This is a genomic window from Halorubrum laminariae, assembly GCF_024494655.1.
GTDB classification, from domain to species: domain Archaea; phylum Halobacteriota; class Halobacteria; order Halobacteriales; family Haloferacaceae; genus Halorubrum; species Halorubrum laminariae.
Genome location: NZ_JANHDL010000019.1, coordinates 17,465 through 35,910, shown reverse-complemented (window position 1 = coordinate 35,910; position 18,446 = coordinate 17,465). Strand labels below are relative to the sequence as shown.

Annotated in this window: 13 protein-coding genes; 10 read left to right on the top strand and 3 right to left on the bottom strand. The window is 60.0% G+C overall.

Annotation, left to right across the window (positions count from 1 at the left end):
* The coding region (locus NO887_RS17220; protein WP_256419412.1) for a PD-(D/E)XK nuclease family protein at window positions 1–1,157 on the top strand (1,157 nt) is incomplete at its 5' end.
* Window positions 1,154–4,003: a UvrD-helicase domain-containing protein gene (locus NO887_RS17215; protein WP_256419411.1), complete on the top strand. Its 2,850-nt coding sequence runs from the start codon at window positions 1,154–1,156 to the stop codon at window positions 4,001–4,003. The genes NO887_RS17220 and NO887_RS17215, both read left to right, overlap by 4 nt.
* 61 nt (window positions 4,004–4,064) lie before the next feature.
* Here the strand turns inward: NO887_RS17215 and NO887_RS17210 are convergent, their stop codons facing one another.
* Window positions 4,065–5,285: an FAD-dependent oxidoreductase gene (locus NO887_RS17210; RefSeq protein WP_256419410.1), complete on the bottom strand. Its 1,221-nt coding sequence runs from the start codon at window positions 5,283–5,285 to the stop codon at window positions 4,065–4,067.
* 211 nt (window positions 5,286–5,496) lie between these two features.
* On the opposite strand from NO887_RS17210, the gene NO887_RS17205 reads away from it, so the two are divergent.
* Together NO887_RS17205 and NO887_RS17200 are read left to right on the top strand one after the other, a co-directional pair.
* Entirely contained in the window at window positions 5,497–6,927 is a 1,431-nt protein-coding gene (locus tag NO887_RS17205) for a lamin tail domain-containing protein (protein WP_256419409.1), read from the top strand.
* Window positions 6,924–7,223, top strand: coding sequence for a DUF3006 family protein (locus NO887_RS17200; RefSeq protein WP_256419408.1), 300 nt, complete (start codon window positions 6,924–6,926; stop codon window positions 7,221–7,223). Before NO887_RS17205 ends, NO887_RS17200 begins: the two co-directional genes overlap by 4 nt.
* Window positions 7,224–7,228: 5 nt before the next feature.
* Here the strand turns inward: NO887_RS17200 and NO887_RS17195 are convergent, their stop codons facing one another.
* On the bottom strand, window positions 7,229–8,068 hold the full coding sequence (locus NO887_RS17195; RefSeq protein WP_256419407.1) for a hypothetical protein: 840 nt from the start codon (window positions 8,066–8,068) through the stop codon (window positions 7,229–7,231).
* A gap of 418 nt (window positions 8,069–8,486) precedes the next feature.
* The gene (locus tag NO887_RS17190) at window positions 8,487–8,609 is read right to left on the bottom strand and encodes a hypothetical protein (RefSeq protein ID WP_256419406.1); all 123 of its coding nucleotides are present in this window, start codon (window positions 8,607–8,609) and stop codon (window positions 8,487–8,489) included.
* Between the two features lie 113 nt (window positions 8,610–8,722).
* Here NO887_RS17190 and NO887_RS17185 point away from each other — a divergent pair, with 113 nt between their 5' ends.
* The 6 genes from NO887_RS17185 (at window position 8,723) to NO887_RS17160 (ending at window position 18,372) form a co-directional block, all read left to right on the top strand.
* A complete protein-coding gene (locus tag NO887_RS17185; RefSeq protein WP_256419405.1) occupies window positions 8,723–9,196 on the top strand; it encodes a DUF8112 family protein in 474 nt (157 codons plus the stop codon).
* A gap of 65 nt (window positions 9,197–9,261) precedes the next feature.
* On the top strand, window positions 9,262–12,123 hold the full coding sequence (locus NO887_RS17180; protein WP_256419404.1) for a helix-turn-helix transcriptional regulator: 2,862 nt from the start codon (window positions 9,262–9,264) through the stop codon (window positions 12,121–12,123).
* Window positions 12,123–12,671: a hypothetical protein gene (locus NO887_RS17175; RefSeq protein ID WP_256419403.1), complete on the top strand. Its 549-nt coding sequence runs from the start codon at window positions 12,123–12,125 to the stop codon at window positions 12,669–12,671. Before NO887_RS17180 ends, NO887_RS17175 begins: the two co-directional genes overlap by 1 nt.
* An 88-nt stretch (window positions 12,672–12,759) precedes the next feature.
* Complete coding sequence (locus tag NO887_RS17170; RefSeq protein WP_256419402.1) at window positions 12,760–13,584, top strand: hypothetical protein; 825 nt, start codon at window positions 12,760–12,762, stop codon at window positions 13,582–13,584.
* A 101-nt stretch (window positions 13,585–13,685) separates the two neighbouring features.
* The gene (locus tag NO887_RS17165) at window positions 13,686–14,840 is read left to right on the top strand and encodes a PD-(D/E)XK nuclease family protein (RefSeq protein ID WP_256419401.1); all 1,155 of its coding nucleotides are present in this window, start codon (window positions 13,686–13,688) and stop codon (window positions 14,838–14,840) included.
* Complete coding sequence (locus NO887_RS17160) at window positions 14,833–18,372, top strand: UvrD-helicase domain-containing protein (protein ID WP_256419400.1); 3,540 nt, start codon at window positions 14,833–14,835, stop codon at window positions 18,370–18,372. Before NO887_RS17165 ends, NO887_RS17160 begins: the two co-directional genes overlap by 8 nt.
* Window positions 18,373–18,446 lie beyond the last annotated feature (74 nt).

The following is an 18,446-nucleotide window of genomic DNA, read 5'->3' as shown; positions in this document are numbered from 1 at the left end:
TGAGCCGACGCATAATTCGAGTTGAGGAGTCGTCGTTGTACACAGACACGACTTCCTCATTCCTTCCGAAAGATGCCTCGATAAGCCGCCGCTGTCACGCGGTTTCTCGCTTAACTAAAGACGGATGCTTTGCGGAGTTCTACGTCGCCCATCCTGCGGTCGTCGACGATGCGGCGCTGACGGACATCGTGGACCTCATGCTCGATGAGGTCCGTCCCCTGGTCCGCTCTGTCGATGAACGGACCCGCCGCACTGAGTATCGTGCAAGCCTCGAAACAATTGTCTCATACCTTGACTATAACCCCCCAGAAGACGGAACGTTCCTTACGCCCTCCAGCAGTAACGAGAACGCCATTGCCGACTACTTCGGGTACGATATCGAATCGCCTGTAACTGAACGCAGGTTCGTTGATGAGGACCTCGGGATCAACGGGATGATCGACCTTGTCCAGTCGGAGAGCGAACTGCTTGATTACAAGAGCGGGAGTGAGAGCAACGCCAATTCGATCGTCCAAGACGCCGCAATCGACGAACCAACAGACGAACCAGATTTCCAAGCGTTGCTCTATCTCACCTACTGGCGTTCACAAACGCCCGATGAGCAGCTTTCGTTCACGTTCTTTTACGTCACTGAACTCGTCGACGATGCCATCGCCGGTGACGTCGATATCGACGACGCGTTAACGACGGTGACGTATTACCCCGGATCTCTCACAGATCACGTCCGCACAGAGGAGTTCTTCGAGTACCTTCGTGAGGAGGGGGCGAACAAGTGCCAGAAGATTCTCTCGAAGATCGATTATCAGACGTACGCTTCCCTGTTCGATGCCGTCCCACTTGTCGAGACAACTGACAGCGACGAACTCATCGAGTCAGAGTTCGGCCAGACAATGATCGCACGACTCAAAACAGAGATTGGTGAGTTCAAGTACGTAACGACGGGGAGCAAACAGGTTATGCGGGAAATCGCCCGGCAACAGAAAGGTGCGTTCTTTGAACCTGACCTAGACGCGTTTGAATCGTTTGTTGAGAATCAATTGACGGAGCTCAACCGACGTCGTACGGGTGACGAGCCGTTTCCCATTGAGGGACTTGCCGGCGAGCCGAATTACCGGCGGGTAGACAATCGCGATCTGCTCTTGGAGGGTGAACAATGAGCGACGTCGAACCGAATCCGGAACAGCGCGACCTCATCAACGCGATCGAGGGCCTGTATCTCGTCGATGCTGGCGCTGGCACTGGGAAGACCTTCACCGTCACCCGTCGATACGCGAATATCGTTGAACAGGATGGGGTTGACCCGTCCGATGTCCTGTTGGTCACGTTCACGAACAACGCCGCCGAGGAGATGCGCGACCGGATTGTGCGGAACAGCGAGTACGGAATGCGGGAACTCTCAAACGCCCCAATTCAGACGTTCCACTCGTTGGCACACGATATTCTCGACGAACACGGCCATGATGCTCCGACATATCTCGGTGTGGAGGAGACGATTACCGGCTCGACGCGGATCATCGAAGACGACATCATCGAACAGGCGCTGTTTCGAGAGTTCATCGGCCAGTTCATCGACTCACACCCAGAGTACAACGAGTTCTTCACAGCGATCTCGGAAACGACGGAGCTGCTCGATCTCATCAAAGAGCTGTCTGCGAAGGGTGTCTTTCCCACCGCAACCGGCTGGTACCGTGACGGTGAGTCACACCTCGACGGTGATTTTGCGGCGTTCGAGACGCTATTCGCCGATATAAACCAACCTCGAAACGGTGGTAGCAAGCAGTCGAAGCTCCGCCAGAAGCTCAACGACTACGGGAAGGAGAAAACCTACCTCCCAGACGCCCCTGAACAATGGGAGCTTCGGGGGGACGGCAAGCAGATCCCATCGGATGTCGCGGAACGCGTCTTCGAGGACGATCGAACGGCCCTCAAGCAGTTCGTCCATGACGTGTATCACGCTTATCTTGAGTTTGCGCTTCGACGGAATTACCTGAACTTCGGATTCCTTCAACTGTTTGCGTTCGTCCTTCTGTGTGAAGACCACGACCTCCGAGAGCGGCTAGGGTACGAGTATGTGATGGTCGATGAGTTTCAGGACTCTAGTGAGATCCAGTTCAAGCTGATGCTTCTCTTGGCCGGCACAGACAATATCTGTGTGGTTGGTGACTGGAAACAGAGTATCTACAGCTTCCAATACGCCGACGTCGACAACATCCGTGAGTTCGATGATCGACTCCACCGGTTCGTCGATGAACTCAACCGAGACGCAGAGCGAGTCATCTTCTCGCCGACGAGGGCTGCCGGCAAACGACTAACGCGGAACTACCGGTCGACACAGTCCATCTTGGACTTTTCAACACATGCGCTGACGGCGCGTGCGACGAAAAGCGAGTCACTGGATACTGCGACAATCTCTGAGACAGTCACGCCGTTGGAGGCGGATACGGACCATGACGAGAGCCGCATCGAGGCGCTCACGAGCGAGGACGAACACGAGGCGATCCTCGCGAAGATCGACGACATCGTTGACAATGACGACTACGCCGTTGCGGGTGACGACGGCGAGTACCACGCGCCGAAATACGGCGATATTGCCGTCTTGACCCGGACTCGCGACTTCGGACGAGACTTACTCGACACGGCGAGCGCGTACGATCTCCCGATGGCGTATGAAGGTGGCATTGAGGTGTTCCGAACTGACGCCGCAAAGCTACTGTTAGCGTGGCTTCGGATCCTCGAACGCGACGCCGACCGGGGGTGGGCGCTCGTCTTAGAGGAGGCCGGGTACACAATCGACGAGGTGAAGGCAATCATCGACCGCGATGCGTACCCTGACGCGATGGTTGCCTTCCGTGAAGCGCTCCGAAAGATGGAGACATTTGGCGGTGTCGCCCGTCGTGTGTTCGATCGATACGACCGGAGCGGCCCAACTGCTGACGTCGTTCTCGACACAGTCCAGTCCGTCTATGGGACGACAACGTTCACCCGTGGAGAACTGATTCAGTTCATCGAAGCAGCGATCGAAGATGGCAGTACCCACGAGGTTGACGCTGGTGCGGGAACGAATGCGGTGACTGTTCAGACAATCCACGCGACAAAGGGCTTGGAATATCCGATCGTCATCCTCGCGAATATGAACACGAACAAGTTCCCATCGACGGGCGGCAGTGGGAGCGATATTGCGTACACCGATCCGATCGGACTCCGACAGCGAAAGGTGTACTCCGATGAGGCTCACGATGTCCCACACGTCTACGACAACTGGCAGACAGACGTTCTCAACAAATGTCTCCCGCCGAACTACGATGAGGAACGACGACTCCTCTACGTGGCTATCACGCGCGCTGAGAGCCACGTCATTTTGACCGGTGGTGAGGATCCGAATGTATTCCTTGATGAACTGCCCGTTGACATCGAACCAGTGGATCCAGACCTGTCAACTTTCGACCCAAGCGAGGACGAGTATTCACCGTTTACAGTTGACATTCCGGATCCAGATGGGCCGGCACGCTACTCTCCTCATACGTTTATTGACGACGCAGTGTTCGAAGGGGACACCGGTGGTCGAGGGATGGAGTTTGGATCTGAGGTCCACGAGTTCGCAGAGCGGTATGTACTCGATGAAGTTGTCGACACCGACGACAACCCTGATAAGGAGAATGTGATGGAATTCTTAGAGTCACTTGACGGCGAGAAGAAAGCTGAGATCGACGCGTTCCTTCCGCTGACTGTCGATGACAGGGAGGTGACGATCGGTGGGATCATCGACTTGCTCCATATTACGCCCGACCAGATCGATATCATCGACTACAAAACTGACCTCACAACCCACGCCGAAGACGAGTACGTGAAACAGCTCAGTATTTACTACCACGTCGTTGCTGACCAGTATCCAGATCGGTCGGTCACTGCTTCGATTTTCTACACCAATGATGGTAATCGGCGCAGGATCACCCATCTCAGCAAATCAGAACTCAGAGAGATGGTCCGAACACATCGTGTGTGAAAAGTGGGGGGTGGGGTAGTAATCAGGACAGACGGAGCTCGCGAAACGACCTCTGTCACCCTCACTGCGCGACGACATCCATGTCGGTCGGTCCCTGTCCGTCGTAGCGTTCGACCAGTTCGTCCAGCCGATCGCCATCTTCCGCGCCGAGCAGCGGCCGCGTCGCCGTCTCGCAGTCGGCGTCAACGCCGAGTTTCTCACAGACGTGGTCGGCTGTCTTCTCGGCCATTAGTCGGTAGGTCGTCAGTTTCCCGCCGACGATACTGGTGAAGTTTTCGACGCCGTCTTCAGCGTGATCCAGCGTGAAGTAGCCCCGCGAGATACCTCGCCTGTCTTTCTTGCCCTCGTCGGGAGCGTACAGCGGTCTGACGCCCCACCACTGCCGGACGGTCGGAGCGTCAGTGACCAGCGGTAACATATCTGCACACTCCTCGATGGACTTTTCGACCTCCCACTCGGCCTTCTCGTAATCGTCGGGGTCAGAGACTGTGACGCTCGTTGTCCCGAGCACTGCCTCGTCGTCGTGGGGCACGACGATGTCACCGTCGTCGGGGTCTCGACAGCGGTTCAATACCGGCTCCAGATCGCCGTACTCCACAGATACCATCACGCCCCGAGAGGGAGCCATGTTGACATCTACACCTGCAAGGGCAGCCACCTGTCCGGCCCACGCCCCCGCCGCGTTGACGACGTGTTCCGGTTCGATCGTTCCAGCCACGTCTCCGCCAAGTCTGGCCTCGGATATCCGGCCGTCCTCGACGGTCACCGCTTCGAGAGGCGCGTGCGGATGGATTGTTGCATTATGTTCCTCGGCGTCCGCGGCGTTGGCCGCCCCGAGTCGCGAGGGATAAATCGCGCCGTCGGGGACCCACATTGCTCGCTTGAGGTCCGGCGATAGTTCGGGGACGTGGTCCCGGGCCTCATCGGCATCGAGCAGTTCCGTCTCGATACCGATCTCCTCGCAGGCCGCCCGCTTCTTCTGGAAGTACTCCGCGTCGTCCCCTTCGAGTTGGACGAACAGTCCGCCGGTGTCCCGGATACACTCACCGGCAATCGACCGGAGCACTTCGTTCTCCTCGATACACTCCTCGGCACCGGTTCGGTCGGTCTCGGCATAGCGTGCGCCGCTGTGCAGGAGTCCGTGTGAACGCCCCGAGGTTCCACTGGAGAGTCCGCCTCGCTCGACGAGCGTCACGTCGACGCCCCGAAGCGAGAGGTCCCGAGCGATGCCTGTGCCGGTTGCTCCGCCGCCGACGACGAGTACCGTAGTTGATTCTGTCACTGTCATATATTGGTTTGGGCGCTTATCTGTCCAACGCCGATTAGGAAGATGTCGGCGATCAATACGCCTTTTCAGCGACCAGACGTTTCAGGCGAGAATATATCTGAAGAATAGGATTTCAGCAGAGACGACTCCTTCTACTCCTAACTAACACCTAGGCCGACTCGGTAGAGTCGCGTAGCTTTACACACCACTAGCGACGACTGTGATCATGGAACCGCCACGAAAACTTGCTACACTCCTCATCATCGCCGGGATAGTTGTCCTCGCCGGATGTGCAGGTGGGATATCTGGTGACCCAACTCCTGCTGATTCGGAACCAGCCAACGGGTCGTCAACCGTCACAACCAACGGGAGTGTTGAGGTCCATTACATCAACGTCGGTCAATCAGTCAGCACGCTCATCACGAGCCCGAACGGCGACACGATGCTCGTCGACACAGGCCACTATAACGACGACGGCGAGCACGTACTAGCGTATCTCCAACGCCACGACATCTCACGGATCGACCACCTCGTAACATCGCACAGTGACGCGGATCACATCGGTGGAAACGCTGCGATCATCGAGTACTACGAAACAGAAGCCAACGGGATCGGCGCGGTGTACGACCCCGGCATCGCGTCAAGCTCACAGACCTACGCCAAGTATCTTGACGCGATCGAGACACACGACGTGACACTGTACGAAACGCGCGACGGCGACACGATCGACTTTGGCGACGTCGACGTCGATGTCCTCGGCCCACCGGACCCGTACCTCGAAAACGAAGATCGCAACGAGAACAGCATTGTCCTCAAGCTCACCCACGGCGACACGAGTTTCCTGCTCTCAGGCGATGCCGAAGACGATCAGGAAGCATATCTCGTCGACGAATACGGGTCAGAGCTGGAGTCGACAATTCTGAAAGCCGGCCACCACGGCTCTGCGAGTTCATCAGGTGGAGCATTTCTTGATGCGGTCGATCCCCGAGCAGTCGTTATTTCGAGCGCGTATGATTCCCAGTACGGACATCCCCACGAGGAGGTCCTCGAACGATTCTCTGAGCGATCACTCCCAGCGTATTGGACCGCCACGCACGGCAACATCGTCTTGACTAGCGACGGACAGAACGTTACTGTCCAAACCCAGCGAGACGCCCCGACAGATCCGAGTACGCTCCGTGAGGGCGATCCGATCGACGTTGGAGCGTCTGACGCTGTTAGTGACCGGGCCCGCATTGAGAGCGATGGGACAACCAGTATCGACACCGGGAGCAGCGACACTCCCGATGACACGGACAGTGAGACTGATGAGACGGCAGCTGAAGCCGGCCTGACAGTCGGCGAAATCCACGCGGACGCAACTGGTGATGACCGAGACAATCTCAATGATGAATACGTCGTCTTCGAGAACACCGGTAACGAGACGCTGGATCTGTCTGGCTGGACGATCGAAGACGAAGCAGGCCAGAGGTACACTGTTCCCGAGGGGTTCGAGCTTGCTGCTGATGAAACAGTGACACTTCATACGGGAAGTGGAACGAGTACAACTACTGAGTTGTACTGGGGTTCTGGCTCACCGATTTGGAACAACGGCGGGGACACCGTGATCGTCAGTACTGCTAACGGGGAGCATGTCCTAGAGGAGACATATTCATGACCGATCTAGCTGCCCTCGACGACGGCGAATACACCGCCGTAGTGGACTCAATCGAAGATGGGTTAGCCACCGTGTTTTTCGAACGAGACGGCGAGGAGGTAGGGAATGCCGTCTTGGAAGCTGATCGGCTCCCTGAGGACGGGAAACACGCCGATGCGATTCTCACAGTCACCGTTGTCGACGGCGATCTGGATACAGCGCAGTATGAACCCGAGCGAACCACAAAGCGATCAGAGGCAGCACAGAACCGATTTGATCGGCTCTCAAAACGCCCGCCTTCGGAGGATGATTCGTAGATCACTCAGGTGATGTCCCGAGGCTGTTCTGGTTTCTCAGTCGATCGCTGGCCGACGTACTCTGCGATGAGCACGAGTACAGTAACGATCATGCCGGTCGCAAACCCTGTTCCATGAGCGATTACGCTGACAAATCGCCCCGTTTCATCCAGTTGGACTTGGAATAGCTGCGAAAGGAGTACAACCACTACCACACAGCCAACTACGATAGGCAGGAGTCTATCACGCTGTGACCTAGTCCATTCCCGCCACGTCGGGATTTTAGGCCTGTTTCTGACAATCCCGATTCCGATCGTGAAGGCAACAATCGCACAAAGGACGACAGCTACAGACGGAGACAACACAGCAGACGTGAATGCGAGCGCGGAGAGCGCTCCGAGAACAATTGTTCCAGTCGTCGCCACGCCGGCGTCGTAGCCATACCCAGCGGTCGCTGTGCGTGCCAGTGAGACGTATAGCAGTCCACCAAACGCGCTCACGACCCCAGAAAATCCGCGTGCCGTCGTCGCGTCCGCAACGAGATTCCACTGGACCTTCAGCAGCCAGTAGTCACCGAGTTTTGTAATCGGGGGTGCGAGCACAAGACACCCGACTACAGCAAGCCAGAACGGACGTCGACGCTCCCACGTTGTAGTGAGTGCGTACGCCGCTCCCATCACGAGCACGTACCACGTTACGCTAGACGCTAGATGTGAAACGCTATCGTGGAGGACCGCCGCAGTCCACGCTGAGACAACAGTGGGCTCGCCGTACGTGAACAGGAACTGCGAGCGGAGTGCTTCAGGGAGGAAGAAATGAACAGTGACGAGGACCCCAACTACCCCAGAGAGTATGGCGATCTCCACTGTTTGGGTTGGTGTTAGGGCTCCCTGTCGTCGACACATTCACGCGAGGTTGTCCAGCAGCAGTTGACATCCTCCTCCGCGTGAACGCGGAGGAATCCTGAGCGTTGGAGATTTCAGGTTCACAGTCCTACCGGGCATCCAAACAGTGAGAATCCGTAGGGATGCTCATGGTCTAAGGCGGGTTGGACTGTTGGGAGTGCCAAGCCCCCGGTACTCCTATCCTCCGTCGTATTCAGACTCCCAGAGTTGTTTGTGCCTCGGGGAGTCCGGCAGACTTCGATGGACTCAGAGTTACTTTTGTCTGCTTCCAACAGTCAACTCCAGTCGAACCCTGTGAGGATTCGCCGGTCATCGACTGATTCCGATTATTGTTTGATTGCTTTGGGCGGGCAGGCCGCCATCGTAGGACAAGGCAGAATCACTCTGTTCTTGCCTGAAGAAGGCGCTCAACGACTACTACACCACGCCGATCGAACACGGCTGTTTCTGTGAGACACTCGACGACCTCCTCGACCGCGATCTCGTCACCAAGCAGGCTCACGATCTGTACACCATCGAGTACACCCTCACCGAGAAATCTCGCCGCGCGCTATCTGCCCGGCAGGCGTGGCAAGCTGGCCACCGTAGCGACACCACTGCGGAGGGGCAGAACCAATGACCAGCGGCCACCCACTACTCACAGACAGCCACCAACTCGCACGCATCTCCCTCGACACTGAGTACCTCGCGTGCCAAGTCTGTGGGCGATCCCTCCACGAGGGCGACGACGTCACCGCATACGCCTACCGGGCGGCAGGCGAACCTGCCTACGAGATTGGCTACCTCATGTGCAAAAACGACCGCCACACACACCCGACCGTCTTCACACGTGGCGTTCGCGAACACGTCGTCACGGGACACATCGGGACGTGTGCAGATGCCCAAAGGCAATCGACGTCGTACGTCCTCCTCGATCCGACTGTCGTCGTCACCAGCCCGACGACGACAGCTGATCCACACGTCCATCCAGACACACCCACCGATCGCGAGCCCGAACACGTGAGACAGCAGGAGCCAACGCCGTTGCTGACCGCGATCCGGGATCGTGCCCGATCTGATGGCGGGCGACCCCATGGGGGCCACGAGTGATGGAGACTCGCCGCACCAGCCGCAGTTCACTGCGAGGAACCCACCCCCTACTGCGGTGATCACTGGTGACGACACGCCAATCCGCGGCCGCTGAGCGAGGGGTCCGGCTCATCACCAGCGGCTCCGACACGTCCACCGACGGGATCGTCTGTTCAGCGGTCTCACCACGGCTGACCGAGTGGATCCCGGAGCTACTCACTGCCCTCCGGCCACGAAGTCAACAGACAGTCCGCCAGCACGCCACCAGCGATGACCCGTTTCGGGCAAGCTCGGCGATCCTCTCTGCGATACACCCAGAGTGGACCACCACCACGGACACGTGGAGCGACGACACCGCCGAGGCGGTCGCCTACACACGTGCGATCACGGCGCTTGCGCTCACGTACGTCGACGGCGATCCCGACGCGGTGTCGGCGTACCACCAAGAGCGCTACGCCGACCTCATCGACACTGTCGAATCGGTGGGCACCGGTCGTGGCCCGGTCAACGGCGACCTTGGCGCGCTCACGAAGGGGCCAGTTGCGCTCCATCGCGACCTCGACGACGACCCGCAGCCGCTCACCTTGCTACTCGACGGAGAAGCATGGACGGAGCTCACAGATCGCCGGACGGGCGTTCGCGCGCTCGCGGCGATCGCCGTCCTCGGCGACGGCTTCGACGTGCGCGTCGTCGCGTCGCCAGCACTCCAGCGTGAACTGACGCGTCGCTACCCACGGTGGAGTGCGATCCACCTCGATCTTACTGCCGACCGGGATCGGTCCCGTCGAGGTGGCCGCCGCAGTCGCAACCAGGAAGCGCCCACAGACGCACACCCGGCGTGGACGGCACTCGATGGCCTCGCCGCAACGCCGGGGAAACGGCGGCTTCTCGGCAACCTCACTGCCACGCATGGCCGACGCTACCAGGATCTCGAACACGATCACGCAATCGGCATCGAAGCGGGGACCGTCAGTCGGTACGTCCTCGATCTTGAAAACCGTGGCCTCGTCACCGTCGACCGTCGCGGTCAGCACAACACGGTTCGGCTCTCCGAACGCGGCGAAACGGCGGTCACCCAGTTTCTCGACGCAGACGACGAGCTTGTGCACCCGAATCAGCGCCGACTCGATACGGGTCTTACCGAGACCCCTCACGAGTCCACAAGTACAGTGTCCCCCCGCCGGGAGGACCATGGAGAGGACACACCCACCCCAATCGATGAGTGGGTCGCAGCAACCGGTGACCCAGACGGCGAGGCCGAGTACGTCCAATGGCTACAGCCACCGGATGGATCCCTCGACACCCAGTCGATCCACCAGCGATTTGCCGCCGCAGCCCGCGGCGACGGGGTCACACTCGTCGACGACCACCTCACACCGTTCGACGACGGCCGGGTCGCGTACCTGAGCCACCACACCAACGAGGCGGTCGTCGTTGCCCAGTGGGGTGGGCCCCTCGCCACGTTGGGACGTCTCGCAGCTGCCTTACTCAGCGACAAAGCGCTGAGTAAGATCCTCACGCCATCCCGAGTTGGTCGTGAGTTCGCGTCGATCCACGACGGTGTCACGGATCACGATCCGGGACGAACGCTTCGCCGTGGTCACCAAGTCGGCTGGTTCAGCGAGAGTGAGGAGCACTACGACACCTGGCGGGAGCGTGTCACAACCGTTCGCGACGGACACCTCGCTCGGCTTGCTCGCCTGGTTGGAAGTAGCGACACAGTCGCCCGTGGCTCGCTGTTCGAAGACCTCCACGGGCTGGTTGCGACGGCCACCCATCTGTACCACGCTGCGGGCATCGATCTCACGATCACGCTCCGGGTCCCGGATACGGCGTCGCTCGCCACCGACGACAATCGACGGCACGACTTCTGTGCATTCCTCCGACACACGGTGCCGAAACAGACCGTCTATGGCGTTCACTCGGGGTATCGGATGCTGTTTGAAACGCGCCCGTCGAAGCTGAAGCGACGGCTCCCGTACGAGGTTGAAGAGGGTGCCACGGTGGAGATGACTGCTTCGTGGGTGCTTGCGGGACCGACGATGACCGCGTTACAGCCGACACTCACGGAAGTGTTGGATGCAACCAGCGATGCGGTTCGCGAGCCGATCGCCGACGGGACTGAAGCCGCACCGGAACTTGCGATCGCGGTCCGTGATGGAACCACCTACAGCGCCATCCGCGATGTCGTCGACGACATTGCAGCCACCACCGACACCGAGTGGGCTGCCAGCACTCGCCGGCGGCTCGTCCGGCGCTGTCTCCGGTCGTTCGGCCCGTCGGAGTCACCAGCCCGGGCGTCGCCGTACGACGCCGCAGAGAGTCTTCTGCGGGCTATCACACAAACGGGTGGCGTCCCCGATAGCGACGCCGTTGAACGGGCCGCAGCACAGCTTCCAGCCGGTCGGTTCCGCCCGGATCTCCCGCCGACGGCAACCAAGCTGTACGCGACGCTCCTTCAAGCAGCTGAGCCGTGCGGTCGAAGTGAACTGATAGAGCGAGCGGGGATCTCCGGGAGTAGCTACGACCGGCACATCGAGACGATTGCAGACTGCTGCCGAGTGCGGTCTGCCCCGGCCAGTTCACGCCAGAAATGGACGGTAACGCCAACAGTGACCCCGGAGAGGCAGGTCGAACCACTGCCCGCATCGGTGTGGTGGAGTGCACACGGCACGGCCGTGTCAGGACCACCAGTATGCACCGCCTACAGCGCATCGCAACCCGTTCCGGTGAACACACGCCAGCCACACGCCTGGTTGAACCAACTATGCAGACACACCGGTCTCCACCCGACAGCTGAACGAGTAACCTCTAGCTGGTGGCTCTGGCGACCAGACGCGACGCCGACACTCCAACAGACAATGTACACTCCGACACACGCAGTCCAAACCGAACAGGCACCCGACCAGATGCAGTACTCCGCCACGATTCGGGGCGGTGATCGCTAATGGAAGACATTGACAGCCATATCGAAGAAGACGTTACAGCGGGACTCATCGAACACTTCGAAGCTGGTGGCTGGACGACAGCAACAGAACGATTCTCTGACGATGGCTCTGGCCGGATCGATCTCCTCGTTGAGCATCCAGCCATCGGCCGCATTGGGATCGAAATCAAAACATTGCACGGATACTCGGGCCGAAGTTATGCAGATGGCATTGCACAGCTACTGCGCTATCGAGAGCTGGAGTTTGATGGGGAGCCACTCGATTATTGGGCCTTTGATCCAGTGGTTGAGAACCGTCGCCGCCTCGGTTCACATGGGGGCCCTGATTTCAAGCAATTCCAAGACCTGATGCAGGCAATGGCCAATCGCCTCGGATTCGGCTATCTTAACCACTTCTCCGAGGAACTGGTCTTCCGCGCATCGCATTCACGGTTGGCCATCCCTGTTGCCGATCCAGAAACGGTCTCAGCGGAGATGCTGACATCAATAGACGGATTAGTTACGAAACGAAACGAGGAACTCCCAGGCAAACAGGGGGACGCACGGTGAACGCATACGCAGTCTGTGGTAGTTCACTTTCGCTCTGTGCCAAGGGACTTATTGCAAGCTCGCTGTACCCAAAGTCCGGATCTCTCTAATGTCTACACAGAGCCTCGACACGACTGCAAGCGATGTGAGCTCACAGGTGTCGATCTATCGTGGCGAGGAAGACCGCCTCCTCGACCGGGCCGAGCGAACGGCGACGCCGACGGAGCTGGTCCTTGCACCGACCGAGTTACACCACCGAAACCTACAGCAGCGGCTTCGAGACGCGGCACGTCCACACAATACGTTTGCGTTTGTCGACCCAGAAACCGTTGCCGAAGAGCTCCTCGAAGCCGCGGCCTCGACACCGACGAGTCTCGATCGCGTTGATCGCCTTGCGATCCTCCAGTCGCTCCCGGCAGACTCCACTGATCAGCCTCCGGGACTCCGCCCCCTGCTTTCTACCCGCCGAGACACCGGTCCTCAGCAACTCGAACAGGTCCGTTCAGAGATCGAGTCGATGACGAACTATCACCCAACGCGGATCGAGGCGCTCCACGACGTCACCGACGACTTTGCACACCCGATCGCGGACGATACAACCACACTGATTGACGGCGGCCTCGCCGTCGAAGCGTGGCTTCGCGGTCGGACAGCCAAAGCGGTCTCGAAGACGGCCCTCGTGCGACGGGCAACACGACACCTTGATCGATCGGGTGGTGACGCGTGGACTGACCGCTACCCCGAAATCGAACGCGTCTCACTCGTCGGTGTCAGCAGCATCTCGGCACCACACGCCGACTTCCTGCATGGACTCTGTACGGCGACGGACGTGGATATCGAGATCCACCTTCGGCCCGGAACCGGCGAGTATCTCTCTGAGCGACTCCCGGATCTCTTTGCCGTTGAGTCGCCCGGCCTGGAGGGTGATCTGTGACTCGCACCCACCGAACATCGCTCACAACTGACTTGGAACCGCCATCATGTCCCGTCGTCGAACTCACCGCACCGACACGCCGTGGTGAAGCACGCGCCGTGATGGCGACCATCCGTGCGTTACGCGATCGGGGTGTTGGCGTCCGCGACATCGTCGTGGTGGCTCGTGACCTCGATCCGTACGAACAGCCGCTCACCCGCGCCGCCATCCAGTATGGACTGACACCGGTCTTGTGGACCCAACTGCGTGTGACACGAACGGAACCGTACGCGCTAATCGATGCGCTCTGCCGGCTCTTTGCCGATGGCGACGTCTCCGCAGAGACCCTACTCGCACCCCTGACACAGCGATGGGTCCCACCGACGGCGTCCGAATCATGGCCCATCGACCACGCGACGATCCAAACACATGTCGACGCCCTCCCGTCCGGGCACCACTCGATCGCCGACTGGGTCGAGACAGTGCGGACCCACACCACCGACGAGCGACTCACAACGTACTGTGACTGGATACAGACGCATGTTGATCGGGACCCGACACCTGAAACAGTCAGCGACGTTCTCACAACAGCGATCGACGCATACCGTGAGACGAGCGTGCCTGCCCGACAACAATCGGACTCACCGGCACTCACCGAGACAGAGACGGCGGCGCGAGCGACACGCAGGGTCACGACGCTCGTCGAGCAAGTCACGCACAAATACCAAGAGTGGCTCGCTGACGAGACGGTCTCGCAGTCATGGTCGGCTGTACAGGAGTTGTGTGAACTCCTCGCGACACAGCGTCCAGGGCGGCGTGAGCACTCGAACGCACGGGCGCTCGACATCATGGAGGCAAACGACGTGTGGGCGCTATCAGTCCCGTTCGTCATCGCGGTCGGTGTAACCGCAGCGGACTGGCCGACACAGACAGACAGCGTCGTTCCCCCCGAATTGCAAGAAGCCGTCCTCTCTGGGGCTGGCAAGACCGCCACCGTCGCCCCCAGAACGGCGTGGGGAGACGGCCGCGATCGCGATCACTTCGCCGATGCGATGCGCGCCGCCACAAACGGCGTGATTGTGACGCGGTACACACAGACCGCCGACGGCACCGAAGTCCACCCCTCGCCGTTTCTCGCGTCACTAGAGATGGAGACGGTCCCCGAGCCGGCTCGGACCCGGCTAGTAAGCACTGAACAGCACCTCCCTGAGCCGATCGCCGATCTCCTCACCACGAGTGCGGCGACGACACCCACAGAGACAACCAGTAATGAGTAACGACGACGATCCACGCGAACTGCGGAACGCACAGGCGACGATCAGAGACCGGTTCGTCGACGCCGAGGCAGGCCTGTATACGATGAACTGTGTCGCCGGTGCTGGCAAATCGATGACCGTCCATCGAGTCGCTGCCGAAGCCATCATCCGCCGGTACGTCGCCGGCGACCAGACGCCTGCACAGTCCGTTGCCGTGATGTCGTTTAACACCGACGAGGCTGCAGCGATCGTCCCCGACGTCTGTGAGCATATCCGAGAAATCGTGGCCCACGAGCTGATTCCCGACGCCACGGCACTCTCCGAGACGGATGTGGAGTATCTCGTGTCGCGGGTGCGCCAGGCACCGTACATCGGCACCGTCGACAGCATTCTACGGGGGGTCTTCGGCGAGGTCGCCGGCGATCTCGGGTTCGAGGAGACGCCAACAGTCGGCAACGAGGCGTTGCTGTCGAAGGTGCACACCGCGTGTTACGACGCCATCGCGACAGATCCCACCTACGCCGACGCAATCATCAAACTGGAAGCGGCCTATCCAGCTGACGACTGGTCGGACGGGCCTGCAGAGATGCTCGCTGACGCCGTGCGGTACTGCCGCGATCAGCGTCTTACGACAGCGGCATTCGAAACAAAACTCCGCACAACACAGGACGCGGTGTATCCCGAGGGACGAACCACCAGTCGCACAGACATCCTCGCAACGATCGCCGCCTACACCGACGACGGCGTCGCGGCCACCACCGACGCCCAACGCACGGCCGACGAGTGGACCGAACTTGTTGCAGCTGACCAGCGGGTGTATGACGCCTGGGACGAGACACTAAGCACGTTTTGTGACGTGCTTGAAGCGTACCGCGAGCAGTATCGGGCCCTGATCCGCGAGTACGACGCTGTGTCACACACTGATGTCGCCTTCTACGTCGCAAACGTGTTCGACGGCAACTGGCCAGTCGATGGTGATGCCCCGACGACCACTCAGCACACGGCTCTGCAACAGCGGTACCACGCACGGCTCGACAGCGTGATCATCGACGAAGCCCAGGACGTCTCCACCATCCAGCACGCGGCGTTGTCACAACTCGTCACCCCATCGATGCGCGTGCTTGCCTGCGGCGACACACTCCAAAGCATCTACCTCTGGCGACACGCCGATCCATCGGTGTTCGCGAGCGCCTGCGAAGAGGGTCAGTATCTCGGTCTCGACTGGGACACCCACGAGGCGGTCACGGCCGCCACGACCTACCGAGGGACACCAGACATCGCCGCCGGCATCAACACCATCATGGGGCCTGTCTTCGACGACCCGACGCGCGGGGGAGTACGCGACTTCGAGACGACCTTTCCCGGCCTCGATGCAGACCGATCACCCACTGACGACCCGAGCATCCACGTCGCTGCCTTCACTGGTTGGACAGCCCCCAATTCCGCACAGTGGGTCACCCCTGACGGCCGCACTGGTGAGGCAAACATCCTAGCGACGTATCTGGCCCGGGGGATCGCTGATGGCACCCTCACCGACGACACCGGGTCACCACAATCGGTGACCGTCGTCTTTCGAAATCGAAGACATATGGCAGCGTACAAAGACGCCTTCGAGGCCGAAGGACTGACCGTCCACAATGCCAGTTCGAGACTCTTTGCGTGTGACGCGGTCAAAGCGGTGCTTGCTGTCTGTGACTGGCTCACTGCGCCGACCAACCGAGAGCGGACACGCGCATTGTTGACCGACTCGGTGTTCGATTTGACAGCATCTCACGACTGTTTCGAGCGTGCTGACTACGACCTCGACGCCATCTGTGCGGCCGACGACCTCGACGCAGACACCCGAAAGATACTCTGTGGCCTGCGGGATCTTCGCAGCCAGCTGGGGCGGTTTCACCGCGTCCCCGCATCGGTGTATCTTGAGGACATCATCGAACGACTCGCACTCCGGGCAGACCCCGGCGACCATGTCACAGGCCCCTCACCGGAGCAGCGGGTGGCCGCACTCGACGCGCTTACGAGCACCGTCTCGGACTGGGAAGCTGATACGCAGTATGCCCCAGCCGAACTCGGTGACCTTCTTGCCCCGTTTCGGGCAGCGCCACAAAACGGACCAGACATCCCGAGTGTGACCGAGGACGCCGATGTCGTCTTTAGCACAGTTCACCGGATGAAAGGCGATCAAGACGGGGTCATCGTGCTTGCAACCCCAGGCTTCAAACTCTGGAACCACGGGCCGTACTCACAGCGGTTCGTTACTCATGGTGCTGTTGCGGCGTTGGCCCCGCCGACGAACGTCGAGATGGCACCCGAGATCGCATTGCCACCCTTCGACGGGGGGCTCTACACCCCGAGTGGGACTGGTCCAGACAGAGAGGGTGTCGCATCACGCGATATCGGACTGCGGTGGGCGACCGAGCACTGGCTCGATGAGCGTGCAGGAACCGGCCACCGACTTCTCGGGCCCGATCGCCTCCAGTCAGTCGCAGCCAGCATGCGCGGGGAAGCCTGGCGATTACTGTACGTGGCACTCTCCCGTGCGCGTGATCACCTCATTATCCCGCTTCCACACACGATTCCCGGGACGTCACAACCCCGTGACCGCTGGCTCGATACAATCTATGACGCCCTTGCGTTTTCGCCCGAACAGACAGCCACGTATACGATCGACGAGGCAGACGGCGTCGACGTCGGCGTCGGCGGCAACACGGGCGGACTCACGATCGGGGTCAACGACGTCGACGGCCACGCGACACGCGAGACGCACGAGCCCCCACGATCGATAGCCGCGAGAGCCGCTCCCCGCCGCGACCAGCTGGAGCCGTGGGTCCCACGCTTTCTCAACCCGAGTACGGCCTATCCGCTAACCGACGACGTCGACGCGAACGTGACTGCCCACCTCCTCGACGAGCCGATCCACACCGAGACCGACGATGTGGCCCCCGAACTCCCGATCACGTTCGAGACACTCGGTCCGGAGACAGTCGGAACCTGTCTCCACGAGGCATTGGTCGCCCTCATCGAGATGGACGTGCCAGCCGCCGAGCTCGATGCTTGGAGCGAACCAGTTCGTACCGCGCTTCGCCACGCAATGCACCAGGTGCCGGCGCAATCGATCGACATGGTGCCGGATTCTGAACGCGCCGGCCTGGTCACCTTCTTCCACACGTCGGTTGTTTCGGACTTCCTCGCGTCCGATTTGTGGACGCAGATCCAAGCGGCGGAGGCTGTCTACGTCGACCACGATCTCAGCGGGCTTGTGACCGCTGGTGACGTTGAAGTCGAAGTGCATGGCGAAGCCGACATCCTCCTCGATCTGGGTGGGGGCGAGTGGCAGGTGGCCGATCTCAAGATCGCACTGACTGACTCACTCGCTGCAACGCACCGACGATACGAACTTCAGATCGCCGCATACGAACATGTTCTCCAGCACCAGCTTGCGCCGACGTCGACGGTTCACACCACTATTGAGACGTTTGGGTGTGTCCGCACATCGATTCACGGGCAGCTTCCGTCGGGCGTGCTTGAGCGTCGGATCCGCCAACTGGCGTAGTGGCGGGTGGGTGTGAAACAGTGAGGAAGATATCACGGTGGATTTTCTGCGTCGTTGAGTCCCTCAAAGGTTCC

Bases quoted from the DNA above. Each gene is read 5' to 3' on its own strand.
- NO887_RS17215 (WP_256419411.1), top strand. From the start codon at position 1,154: ATGAGCGACGTCGAACCGAATCCGGAACAGCGCGACCTCATCAACGCG.
- NO887_RS17170 (WP_256419402.1), top strand. From the start codon at position 12,760: ATGTCTACACAGAGCCTCGACACGACTGCAAGCGATGTGAGCTCACAG.
- NO887_RS17165 (WP_256419401.1), top strand. From the start codon at position 13,686: ATGGCGACCATCCGTGCGTTACGCGATCGGGGTGTTGGCGTCCGCGAC.
- NO887_RS17175 (WP_256419403.1), top strand. From the start codon at position 12,123: ATGGAAGACATTGACAGCCATATCGAAGAAGACGTTACAGCGGGACTC.
- NO887_RS17205 (WP_256419409.1), top strand. From the start codon at position 5,497: ATGGAACCGCCACGAAAACTTGCTACACTCCTCATCATCGCCGGGATA.
- NO887_RS17185 (WP_256419405.1), top strand. From the start codon at position 8,723: ATGACCAGCGGCCACCCACTACTCACAGACAGCCACCAACTCGCACGC.
- NO887_RS17200 (WP_256419408.1), top strand. From the start codon at position 6,924: ATGACCGATCTAGCTGCCCTCGACGACGGCGAATACACCGCCGTAGTG.
- NO887_RS17160 (WP_256419400.1), top strand. From the start codon at position 14,833: ATGAGTAACGACGACGATCCACGCGAACTGCGGAACGCACAGGCGACG.